Here is an 11,708-nt window from a genome sequence, read left to right as displayed (position 1 = left end):
CGTCGGCCCTTCAGATGCACTTCACTTCGGTGGCGGGCGATAGCAGCTTGAAGATTTGCTCCACGTTGATCTTGACCGAACTGTCCTTGAAGCCCGCGTCGCGGAACACAACGCGCAGCGGCTGCACCTTGGCCAGCTCTTTCACGAATTCCTCATCGACGTCGCCGTGCGCATCGAAGCAAGCTGCCAGTGCATTGCCGTCCACCAGGAACACGTCTTTGCCCTGGATGGCTTGCTTGGCGATAGGCAGCGCAAGGTCAACGCCCCAATCGAGCATCACTTGGAACAGCAGGTCTTCTGGCGAGCGATCGGGCTTGATGTTGTCAACGAACATGTCTAGATTTAACTTTTCATGTGCGTCTGGCGCGTAATACACATCCGCCATATTCGAAGTGTCGATCTTTAGGCAGCGAAATCCGATGTCAATCTTCGTATTGGAGCTTCTGAATGTATTGCCGGCACGTCGAATTCGTTCTTTTGCTATATCTGAGATGTAGGCAAATCCTGCGGCCGCTGCGGGACTTTCTGGTGGGCAAGGCTCGGGCAGCTGAACAAGAATGAATCTTGTGTTCGTGCCGCACGCGGCATTTCGAGCAAACACCGCGTGTGCGGTTGTGCCAGAGCCTGAGAAAAAGTCGAGGACTATATCCTCATCGCCTGAAAGACACTGAGAGGCCAACGATTCAATCAGCTGCGTGGACTTCGGGTGCGGAAATAGCTTTGCGTCAAATATGTCCTGAAGTTCTCGCGTGGCCTGGGTGTTGGGTGGTGCGATCAGTGAATTCGATACTTTGTCATCCGCTTTAGAAACCATCCAAGTTGAAACCGGCACCGTGTCGAATTTCGCCTCATTCTTGAAACGCTTTAGCATAGGTCGGCCAGATGCATCCGCAGGGAAGATGACTCTGCCCTCGGATATCTTTTCTGCCATGGTCTTTCTGCTGTAAGGCCAATAGCGGCCCTGAGGCGGTAGAAATTCGTTTCCCGTGTTCGGGTCTTTAATGGGGTAGTAGACATCGCCACCCGCCTTGCCCGCGCTCAGGTTGTCTGCTTTCCAAGGGCCGCGAGGATCATTGTCCGGGTTCGTGTACCCAGCATAGGTTCGGCCAATACCTGCAAGCCGGTCCTTATTTTTGCCGTAGCAAAGTACATATTCGTGATCTACGCTGGTGTTATCCACGGAGTCCATTGCACCACTTCGGCGCTTCCAGACAAAGACGCAGTAAAAGTTTTGGGCCCCGAAAATCTCATCACAAAGAACCTTAAGATTTGCTGCCTCAGAATCGTCGATAGAGATGAAGATGACCCCATCTTCACGCAGGAGATGTCTTGCCAACCGAAGTCGTGGCAGCATCATGCTCAGCCAATCTGAATGAAAGCGGCCATTCGCAGAAGTGTTTGCGCTCAGCTTATTACCGCTGTTGTCCTTTTGGTTAGATGCGCGCAGGTACTCTTCTGTCTCTTGGGCAAAATCGTCTTCATAAATGAAATCGCTGCCTGTGTTGTAGGGCGGATCGATGTAAATCATCTTTATCCGTCCAAGATATGTCTCCTGCAGCATTTTCAGTGCATCTAGGTTGTCACCCTCGATGAACAAGTTTTTCGTAGTGTCGAACTCAACGCTTTGCTCTCGGATGGGTCGCAATGTTTTTGCGATGGGCGCATTCGCTGTCAAAACAGCCTCGCGCTTACCGGGCCAATTTAGTTGGTATCTTTCCTGTGTCCCGTCCAGCAATACAGGGGAGAGTTCTTGCTGTAGTTGCTCGAAGTCAACGGACAGCCTTAGGTTGCCGGCATCGTCGCGTCCCTCTGTCACACAATGAGGGAATAGTTCTCGAAGATGGGAAATGTTTTTTTCAACCAGATCCGGCGAGTGCATTTTTAAGGGGTTCATGGGCGCGGCTTACTTATGTAGTTGACTCTTTAGTTTTTTCCGAGCCTGTAGCCAGCTCGAACCAATGCCCAGAAAAATTCATTGTTGTTCACGCGAAATCGCCATTCTTGCTTGTAAGGGCGTGAGCCTTCCTCTACGTCGATACCGAGCATCGCAAATTCATCATTGAGATCCCCGTTGCAGTTGAAGTAAATGCGGCACTCTGTCCCCCACTTGTTTGGTTGCCGCTGATAGCCACGACCGATCACTGGCATTTCCCCAGTAATCTGAAGGTAATCGGCATCGAATTGTTCAATTCCGTTTGGATGCACCTCTGCTTCCAAATAAGCGCCTGTCACGTTTGCGGGAAAGAAACTGATATTCATTGAGACCTCCGATTGATTTCTTGGATTGATGGGGAGCCGGTTATTTGCTCAGTTGGTTGTAAGTGCTTTGACTAGGTTTTGGAGTGCGCGCAATTCCGCGTTGATTTCCACTTTGCGATTGAACTGCTTCTCCTTGTTAAGACGAGCTTCCGTCTTAGATATCTCTCGCTTCTTCGCCATCACTTGTTCAGCCCGGACTATCAAGTCGCGTAAGGGCTCATGCGTTCTGGCCGCGATTGGCATTAGCCGTTGCAGCATTTGCTCATAGAGCCCGCCGAGGTCGAGGGCCAGCGGCAGCCTTGCGCGCTCGGACGTTGCGGGCATCCACCCTGACTCAAAGTAATCGGAGCAGACCCAGCTTGCCGCATCGGTTTCGCTGGGCCGCTTGTAAGCGGCCACCACCTGTATGCTGGCCTCGGCCCCTTGGCCCCGAGTCAGTTCAAAGATGATCGGGAATTGCACTGCGCCGTCGATGCACCGCAGTACCTCTCGGTGAAGTTCTGCCGTCTTCAGTTGGATCGCGAAGACTTGAATCTCCGGCACATCCGGCTTTGCGGCTAGGTTGATCGTCTCTGGTGCCAGCTTGTAGCGCCAGACTATCTGCTCCACCTGCTCCACAAACAAGTCTTTCAAGCGGGTGTTGGCGCCGCTGTGCTCGTAAATCTTGTTCTTGGGCAGTACGCGGCCAAACTCCGCTTGCTTGGGGTAGGCGAACAAGGCGCTCATTCCGCCTCCTGGATCACCAGGAAGGTGATGAGTTCGAAGTCGTCTAGGCCGGAGATGGTGTTGGTCAGCGCCGTGGTCTTGCCGCCGGTGAACAGGCTGTCCAGGTCCTTCTCTTCCTTCACCTCGATCATGGAGCGGATGGCCTTGCCCAGCAGGTCGGAGTACACCTGCATCTGTCGGCCCTCGGCCGTCTCTTCATTGAAAAGCTGGGTCGCTTGCGGAATGGGCTTGTCTTGGCCCTTGCAGCAGGTGCGAGCCAAGTCCAGCAGCCGCTTGACCTCGGTGTGGTCGTGCACCACATGGCCAGCCCGGTCGATGTAGACGAGGTAGTAGGGGTGCAGCCGGTTGTGCTGGTTGACGTTGACGCCCGTGTTGAGGTTGCGCAGCGTGAAGATGACGCCGGGGTGCAAGCCCATGGTGGGCTTGGCGGGCACCACGGCATGCATGCCGTTGGGCACGTTGTTCAGTTCGCCATGCTCCTTGACGTAGTTGAGCAAGTCCATGCGGAAGTCGTTGAGGCCGAGGTCGGTGATGGATACGCCGGTCTTCAGGTCTTCCAGCTCGATGACTTCATCTTGCAGGCGGCGCAGCTGCTCCTTGCGGTACGACACGTCGTTGGCTTGCGCGGACAGCACGTTGTCGTCGCCGGTGGCGGTCACGTCCGCAATCATCATGCGGCTCTCCACCCGGTCCTTGAGATTGATGTACTCGTCGAGGGTGATGTCGGGCCAGTAATTGACCAGCTGGATGCTGGTGTTGGGCGAACCGATGCGGTCCACGCGGCCAAACCGCTGGATGATGCGGACGGGGTTCCAATGGATGTCGTAGTTGATGAGGTAGTCGCAGTCCTGAAGGTTTTGGCCTTCAGAGATGCAGTCCGTACCGATCAGCAAATCGACCTCGGCGGGCTCGCCTGGTAGCACAACGGCTTTCTCCTTGGAGCGCGGGGAGAACAGCGTCAGCAACTCCTGGAAGTCGTAGCCCTTCTTGAGCGTGGACTTCGGCGCGCCCTTGCCGGTCACTTTGGCGGTGTGCAGACCATGGGCTTCTTGCAACACGGGGGCGAGGTTGGCATAGAGGTAGTCGGCCGTGTCTGCAAAGGCGGTGAAGATCAGCACCTTCTTGTTGCCAGGGTTGATTGGGTTAGCGATCTTCTCCAGCACATGCGCCTTGAGGTGTTGGAGCTTGGCGTCGCACTCTGGTGTGATCTTGTTCATCGAGGCCAGCAGCGTGTCGATGAGTTCGAGGTCGCCCTTCAGGTCGCGCTCCCACGACGGCAGGTCCATGTCGCCGAGGCTGATCTTGACCTTGCCACCGATCTCGCCGGATTCATCGTCGAGGATCGGAAGTTCGTCGTCGTCGCCTTCAAGGTTCGCCAGCACTTCGGTCAGATCACCCACGCTGGCCGACGCGCCCGACTGGTTGAAGGTGGCAATCTTCGCCAGGGTGCCTTGGTGATTGCGGCGCAAGGCGTTCAAAGTCAGCCGGAACGATTCGACCGAGCTTTCCAGCCGCTTGAGCAGGTTCACCGTCATCAGGGCCTGGAGGCTCTTCTCGCGGTCGGCTTGCTTGAGGGTGCCTTTGCCGCCCACCTTGGTGTCGTAGGCCTCTTCGTACTTCTTGAGCCGGCTGGGCAGGATGTAGCTGACCGGTGCGTACACCGATAGCTTCAGCAAGGACAGCTGGGCAAAGATGTCGTTGAAGCCCATCACGTCCGTGCGTGCGGTCAGCGGGCTGTGATACGACAAGGGTTTGCGGCGCTCGGGGAATTGGCCGATGTCCTTGGTGTCGTAGAAGGTCTGGATGTGTTTGCGCGAGCGTGCAATGGTCACGCTGTCCAGCAACTCGAAGAAGTCGAAGTCCAGCGAGTCGAGGATGGCGCGTGCGGTGCGCTCCTCGGGGGGCAGCTTGGCCCAGTTGTTGAACGCGGTCTGCGCACCTCGGAAGATTTCTTCGACGCTCTTGCCCGTCTTGAGCTTCTTGCTGAGGATTTCAGAGTCACCCTCGTAGGCCAGCGCCAGCTGATTGCGCAGGTCGGCAAAGCGGTTGTTGACCGGGGTGGCTGACAGCATCAGCACCTTGGTCTTCACGCCTTCCTTGATGACCTTGTTCATCAGCTTTTGGTAACGCGTCTCCTTGTCCTTGTAGGCGTCGTTGTTGCGGAAGTTGTGGGATTCGTCGATGACCACGAGGTCATAGTTGCCCCAGTTGATCCGGTTCAGCGGCGTGCCGAAGGATTCGCCGCTGGTGCGGCTGAGGTCTGTGTGGCAAAGGACGTCGTAGTTGAAACGGTCCTTGGCGAAGATGTTGGTCTTGAGGTTGCGGTTGTAGTTGAGCCAGTTGTCGGCCAGCTTCTTGGGGCATAACACCAGGACGGACTTGTTCCGCAGCTCGTAGTACTTGACCACGGCCAGCGCCGTGAAGGTCTTGCCCAGGCCCACGCTGTCGGCCAGGATGCAGCCGCTGTAGGTTTCCAGCTTGTTGATGATGCCGGTGGCTGCGTCTCGCTGGTAGTTGAAGAGCTTCTTCCAGATCAGCGTGTCTTGGTAGCCGGTGCGGTCGTTGGGGAGTACGTCCTCGTCGATCTCGTCCAGGAACTCGTTGAAGATGTTGTAGAGCATCAGGAAGTAGATGCTCTCGGGCGAGTTCTCCTGGTACACCGAGGCGATGTGTTCGCAAATTTGCGTGGTCACGTCCTCCAGCTTCTCGGGATCGTTCCAAATCTGGTCGAACAAGCTGAGGTAGGTGGCGGCGAAGGCGGGCTCGTCCATCTTGTTGACGAGGTTGGACACCGCGTTGCCTTGCTGGTAGCCCAAGTCCACTGCCGTAAAGCCGTGGAGCGGCATGTAGGCGGTGTCTGCGCCGTTGGCCTGGACCACGGCAAAAGGCTGCATGGGTGCCTTGGTGCGGTTGCTCTTGAACCGCGCCTTGCGGCGCATCCAGTCGGCGCATTCCTTGGCGATGGCACGCTGGGTCAGCTTGTTGCGCAGCTGAATCTCGAACTCGCTGCCGTACAGGCTCCGCTCGCGGTCGAGCTTGGGGATGTGGAATTCCTTGCGCTCTTTGCGAATCTTGTCGGTGACCTCGCTGGCCGTGAAGGTGGGAGAGGTGAAGATGAAGCTGAGTTCGTCGATCTTCTCCAACTCGGCCTTCAAGGCCTCGAAGGCGTACATCGAGAAGCACGAAGCGGCGATCTTGAGTCGTGCCTTGGGCTTCAGTGTCGTCTTGAGATCGTCACCAAGCAGGCGGGTGATGTTGTCAATCAGTTCCATGCGTGTCTTCCGGCTTCTCGATGTTGCGTTCAGCTTCTGCCGGAACCTTCAACCCGTGCTCTTGCGCGTAGGCCAAGACGAGCACCTCGATCATTGATGCGACTGATCGGTGTTCTTTGGCCGCCGCCAGCTTCAGAAGCTGTTTGATGTTTGCAGAAGTACGAATGGACAACGTCTCCACCTTCAGTTGCCTCATAGCTGCTTGCCCCCACCAACTTTTGTACTGTAAATGTACTGCATTTCACAGATTAGGAGGTGTGTTGCGCAATCTAGTCTGCAGGAAGCCGCTGTTGGTCCTGATGTCTTTCAAGATGCCCGAGCGAACGCCGATAGTAGCGCACACGGAAAGCTTAATGGCATGCTAAGGGTATGATTTGTACTTAGCGACTCAACTGGTTTCGGTGGCCTTGGCCTTCAACGCCCTTGCCAAAGGTCCGCATTCGCATTGTTGCTGAACAGCTCTGCGTCCCTGATGTACCGCTGCAGCATCGAGTCTGACGCGTGCCCAGTTTGAGCCCTGATCCGAGTTGTCGGCGCGCCGCTTTGCGCCGCAGCGGTGACGAACCCAGCCCGCAGGCTATGCCCTGACAGCCGGGACGCGTCAATGCCGGCCTCGGTGGCTCGTTGCTTGATGATGAGCGATACGGACTGGCCGCTAAGCCGACTGGGCATGACGTGGTCGAAGCGGTTCACTGACCGGAAGAGCGCGCCGGAGGTGATACCCGCAGCCTTCAACCAGTTCTCGAGATGCTGCACCGGGCAGTACCGAGTTCTCCGCCGGTTCGCGTCGGCCTTCATACGTGGTATCGCGACGAGTCGCCCGCGCTGATCTTGATCCGTTTTGCTGCGCCTGATGTTTGCGATGACGCCTTGCTCGCAGAATTGCAGATCCTCAACGTTGAGCGCGACGAGTTCCGAGCGCCGCATTGCAGAAGCAAAGCCGAACAACAGCAGTGCTGCATCCCGCTTGCCGCGTAGCCCACGCAGTTTTCGCACCATTTTGAGTAGGTCTTCGTACTTGAGCGCCGCAGCCTGTTTAACAGCAGTTCCAACCGTGCGCCGGATGCCCTTGAGCGTAGCGCGTACAAGCAACGCATCTGTGGGGTTGGAATGGCCCTGTGCCGTGTGTGCGTGTCCGATTGCTACGAGTCGTCTGGAAAGCGTTGAGTTTGAGAGCTCTCGTGCGTGATCTGCGATATAGCGTGCAATCATTGCTGGTGAAGCGGGTATTGTGCCACCCCATGCCTCGAAGTGCGCTAAATCCGCGCGATACGCCCGCTTTGTGTTGTCTGAAAACGCAGAGGTTAAGTATTGTCGTATCTCAGCATCAAGCTCGTCGTCTGCCATCAGCGCAAGCAGTGCGTTGTTTGAAAATACGTCGTCCTGTTCAATGTGCGCTTCGCGCCGAGTGCTACTATTGTTGTTACGTGTTTTCATGTTTCACGCTCTATTCAATCGTTACGTACTTCGCGCAGCTCATCAGCAGGTGGTCGTAATCGTACGCTGTTGCTTCTTTGATAAACTGAGCAGCAAGCTCGGGTCTATCACTTTGCAAGATTGCGCGACGCACGAGGCCAAGAATCAGAAACGCGTTGCCGTCTTTTCTTGAGAACTCAACGATCGCGTTTGTTAGTGGTTTTGCGTCAAAAAATTCGTTGTCTTTCATTGTGTTCTTTCAATGCGCTGATGAGCGAACTCAGTACTTGCAAGTCACTTTGCTAATGACTGTTATCGCTAGTTAGCGCAAAAGTAGTGATCAGCGTTGATGCGCTCAGCGCGCATTTGTTCGATGAGGTGTTCGACGCATCTCGGGGCGCAAACTCGAGAATTCGCATAAATCCGGCTGACGCTCAGAGGAAGCGATATATCGCTATCTCACACATGACCTTCCGAATTTATGCGAATTCTCGAGTTTGCGCCCCGGAGAGCGTCATCTCAGTAATCGAACGATTGCGCGTTTAGCGCAAGCAAACGGATGTTCGGAGCGTGCTCAGTATTCAGACGGCAGTAGCAGCGTCGTTACGCTTCGATCTGCTTCAGTGATGATCCAGAGCCGTTCTGCTTGAGTGCCGAGCGGATAGCTAGAAAGAATGCGAAAGCCGTTTTGAACAGCTTCGCGATTTGCAGTGACATCATCTGGGTGAATATCGCCCCAGTCACCCGATTGATGACGTTGCAGAAGCGCGAAAGCGTTCGTTGCGCTACGATCAAGAAGATCAAGAGCGCCGTGAGTGGCAACAACTTGACCGAGTTGGAAGAGCGACTTCGGACGGTTCGAGTCTGTGAATTCAAAGTTCATGATGAGTCGAGGCTCCTTTTCAAAAGGCGAGCGAAAGCAGACAAAGGCGCGAAAGCGCGTTTGTCGATCTGAGGTGAAAACGGGGGTTGGTTACTGCAGGAGAGGGAGGGACTACGTCGGCACAGGAAGTGCTGAAGTTTTAATGCTTAGAAACGGATATAAGGCGTGTTTGAAGGCAGCGGTTAGTAGCTGGGTACGAAGCCGATACCTTGGGCAGCGTTTCCGCGTTTCAGTTTGCACTCCTCTATCAAGCCATTTAGAAGCTCTTCGGGCAAAAGCTGCTTCCTTCCGAAGAGTTTGGCTCCGCAGCTGACGGTCGTGAAGTCGCCTGGGGTGAGCGTCGTCAGCGTATCGAGGACACTGCGAAATCGAGTGCTTTCTGATGCGCCGAGTTTCTGTTGGATGTAACGAAGGAAGAGGCGCCAACGCTGCTCGGGCTTCAGGTAGTCAAACTTGATCTTGAGCACGAATCGGCGCTTCGCTGCGCTGTCGAGCGAGGTCATTGCGTTTGTCGAGCAGATGAAGAGCCCGTCGAACTGCTCCATCTGAACAAGGAGTTCGTTGACTGCCGTGACATCCCAGTGCTGTTTTGCGCCTTGCCGTGCGCTTAGAAAGCTGTCTGCCTCGTCGAGCAGGAGGAGGGCGCCGGTGTCGGCTGCGTGGGCAAACATCTTGGCAATCCGGGCTTCGGTTTCGCCAACGTAGGGGCTCAAAATGTCGGATGCGCGCTTGGCGTGGATCGGCATCCCGAGTTCCGATGCGAGATGGTGGGCCAGGACTGTCTTTCCGGTGCCGGGCGGGCCGTAAAAGCATATTGCGCCGCGACAAGAGGTTTGATCGCTGCGTAGCGCCGGGATGAGCGCGCTGACGTCATGACTTGTGTTCAAGAACTCAAGCGAGTACGTATCCGCGCCCGTGCGGGCTTGTCTGCGCTTCTGAGCGAGCAGAGACATACTGCGCTCTATGACTTGCTCTGCGATGTCGTGACGTGCTGTTTTGTCGTCGCTACCGACTACGTGGAGAACCTTCGCAAGCTTGCTGATCTGTGCCGCACTCAGCTCGTCTTGCTGGGCGAGGTGTTCAAGGAATGTGGGCGGTAGTCGATGCTTCTGCAGGTGACGTTTAGCGATGCGGCGGCGAACTTGAACCGGGGGGATGGCGAGTTCTATCGAGTAATCAAAGCGGCGCAGGTAGGCTTTGTCGATGTGGCTTATCTCGTTGGCAATCCAGATCGTTGGGACCGGGTTGGTCTCGAGGAGGCGGTTGATGAAGAGCTTTCCCGGCCATTTTTGCGCTGCGAGACTCGATGGATTGACCATGTCTGGATCGGGAAACACATCTTCAATCTCATCAAACAAGATCAGTGCCGTGCTGCATTGAAGGAAACGTTGTGAAAGCCGGAAGTACGACAGGCGATCTGAGCCAGAGATCGAGTCCTCGCTATCGTTGCATGCACGAACTTGATACAGCGGAATCTTGATCATGTTGGCAAGCCAGCGGGCGTATTCTGTCTTGCCAGTTCCAGGCGGCCCGTAGATCAGCACATTGACTCCGGTAACGCCTTGCTGAATCCCCTCTGCCAAGTACGTGTGCAGGAGGTCTGTCTCGGCACCCAGGTGCTCGAAGTCATGAGCGCGCAGTGTGGGTTTGGGGCTTGGCTCAAGCACAACTTTCATCAGCGACTCAATGCTATCTGCTTCGCTGAGCAGCGCGTCTTTGATACCTCGGGGAATCTTGATATTCACGCCGATTCTTTCCGGACGAAGCTCTTGCGCTAACAAGCCTGTCGCGAACAGAGTACTACTCGACTGCATGTGCGCATTGATTATTTCACGCTCTATTGAGAGTGCAATTGACATGAGCCGCACGAGTGCGTCTTTGTCCATAATCACTACGCTTGACAATAAATCTGCTAGCACAAAATGATGGTCCACCAACACAAAGAACGTCAGGATCGCTTCTTCGATGTCCGTCAGGCTGAGCAGTCTCCCGAGCATGCTGATGTTGCGTTGTAAACGCGGCGTGCGCTTTTCCGTCATGGTGTTGAGTTGGGGCAGCTGCACTTTCAGTAATTGAAGCGCCTTGGCCTTTGGAATGTTGCCTTCGCTGGGCGATATGCCAACAAGAGCGCGAATCTCTTCTGTATAGAGACTGTCGTTGAATACTCTGATAGGAACAATTTGCTTCTGCAGCAAGCGTGCAATGTAAAGCGCAGCGAGAGCATCCGTATCAGAGACGTGAACGGGCCTCACCGACGCAAAAGTTGCGTTCATAGTGATCTTTCAGAAGAGATGGGGAGCGAGAAGAGGGGCTGAGAGTGAGCGTTGCGCTCTAGAGACAGTCAGAGTCGGAAGACTTTAACAGGTGTGTCCAATATACAATACTTGACTGTTTTTGTCAAGTATTGTATGGGCGTGTGTTAGCCCGTAATGATGCGTATATGTATCTAGTCGCTGTGCGTGGCAATTCGATTGACTGTATTCTTTGCGTTATGTTAGCTTGGTTATGTCTATAACGAAAGGAATGCTAATGAGTACAGTTGATGAACTGAAGGCTAAGCTTGCGACGCTTGATGAGCAGCTTGCAAAACTGACTGCAGAAAAGGCGCAGGTTGAGGTTGAGTTGAAGGATGCTGAGCGCGCATTCAAAAAGTCTGCGCTGAATGAAATTTTTGAAAAAATGAATGCTCTCGGTATCGATAAGAGCGAGATTGCTGAAATTCTAGGCTTGACGGTTGCGGAGCCTAAGAAGAGAAAGGCTCGTGCAGAGAAGGGGCCTGTTGAGAAAAAGGCAAAGGGGGCGCCCAAGTATCGCAGCTCTCTCGAGCCATCTTTGACGTGGACGGGTAAGGGGCGCAAGCCGGCGTGGATTCAAACTTATCTGGATAACGGTGGTGATCTTGATGCGTGGTTGATTAGAGAGTAAATAAATACTTTGTAATAATGCGGTGGGCCCATCCTGGCCAAGGTTTTCCGGCTACGGAGAGCGGAAGTTATGGATGGGGAAAAAGTTCTGAATCGCCCCGGGTTTCGCGGAGGCTCCCACTCTTGAGAAGATGGAGCCATGAAGAAGACAACGAAATACGCCCCGGAAGTGCGCGAGCGTTCAGTGCGGATGGTGTTCGAGCAGCGCAGCGAGCACCCGTCGCAATG

At 54.9% G+C, this 11,708-nt stretch carries 10 protein-coding genes; 1 reads left to right on the top strand and 9 read right to left on the bottom strand.

All coding sequences use genetic code 11. The features are described 5' to 3' along the window. Positions 1-10: 10 nt before the first annotated feature. The 9 genes from ACE3P2_RS18620 to ACE3P2_RS18580 form a co-directional block, all read right to left on the bottom strand. A complete protein-coding gene (locus ACE3P2_RS18620) occupies positions 11-1,894 on the bottom strand; it encodes a site-specific DNA-methyltransferase (RefSeq protein ID WP_374267245.1) in 1,884 nt (627 codons plus the stop codon). Positions 1,895-1,923: 29 nt separating this feature from the next. Next, on the bottom strand, positions 1,924-2,259 hold the full coding sequence (locus ACE3P2_RS18615; protein WP_374267243.1) for a hypothetical protein: 336 nt from the start codon (positions 2,257-2,259) through the stop codon (positions 1,924-1,926). 48 nt (positions 2,260-2,307) lie between these two features. Beyond that, positions 2,308-2,985 (bottom strand): DUF4391 domain-containing protein, encoded by a 678-nt coding sequence (locus ACE3P2_RS18610; protein ID WP_374267241.1) that lies wholly within the window; start codon positions 2,983-2,985, stop codon positions 2,308-2,310. After that, the gene (locus tag ACE3P2_RS18605; RefSeq protein ID WP_374267239.1) at positions 2,982-6,257 is read right to left on the bottom strand and encodes a helicase-related protein; all 3,276 of its coding nucleotides are present in this window, start codon (positions 6,255-6,257) and stop codon (positions 2,982-2,984) included. The genes ACE3P2_RS18610 and ACE3P2_RS18605 overlap by 4 nt, the downstream gene beginning before the upstream one ends. Further along, a complete protein-coding gene (locus tag ACE3P2_RS18600; RefSeq protein WP_374267237.1) occupies positions 6,244-6,453 on the bottom strand; it encodes a hypothetical protein in 210 nt (69 codons plus the stop codon). The genes ACE3P2_RS18605 and ACE3P2_RS18600 overlap by 14 nt, the downstream gene beginning before the upstream one ends. 218 nt (positions 6,454-6,671) lie before the next feature. Then, entirely contained in the window at positions 6,672-7,694 is a 1,023-nt protein-coding gene (locus ACE3P2_RS18595; protein ID WP_374267235.1) for a site-specific integrase, read from the bottom strand. A 10-nt stretch (positions 7,695-7,704) separates the two neighbouring features. Continuing rightward, positions 7,705-7,923 carry a hypothetical protein gene (locus ACE3P2_RS18590; RefSeq protein WP_374267233.1) on the bottom strand — a complete coding sequence of 73 codons (219 nt, stop codon included), beginning with the start codon at positions 7,921-7,923 and terminating at the stop codon, positions 7,705-7,707. 324 nt (positions 7,924-8,247) lie between these two features. Next, positions 8,248-8,556: a hypothetical protein gene (locus ACE3P2_RS18585; RefSeq protein WP_374267231.1), complete on the bottom strand. Its 309-nt coding sequence runs from the start codon at positions 8,554-8,556 to the stop codon at positions 8,248-8,250. 182 nt (positions 8,557-8,738) lie between these two features. Further along, positions 8,739-10,829, bottom strand: coding sequence for an AAA family ATPase (locus ACE3P2_RS18580; RefSeq protein WP_374267229.1), 2,091 nt, complete (start codon positions 10,827-10,829; stop codon positions 8,739-8,741). 256 nt (positions 10,830-11,085) lie between these two features. Here ACE3P2_RS18580 and ACE3P2_RS18575 point away from each other — a divergent pair, with 256 nt between their 5' ends. Further along, positions 11,086-11,481 (top strand): H-NS family nucleoid-associated regulatory protein, encoded by a 396-nt coding sequence (locus ACE3P2_RS18575; protein WP_374267227.1) that lies wholly within the window; start codon positions 11,086-11,088, stop codon positions 11,479-11,481. Positions 11,482-11,708 lie beyond the last annotated feature (227 nt).

The organism is Zoogloea sp. (assembly GCF_041911615.1).
Taxonomy (GTDB): domain Bacteria; phylum Pseudomonadota; class Gammaproteobacteria; order Burkholderiales; family Rhodocyclaceae; genus Zoogloea.
The sequence above is the reverse complement of the archived record's forward strand: the minus strand, read 5'-3'. Positions and strand labels throughout refer to the sequence as shown.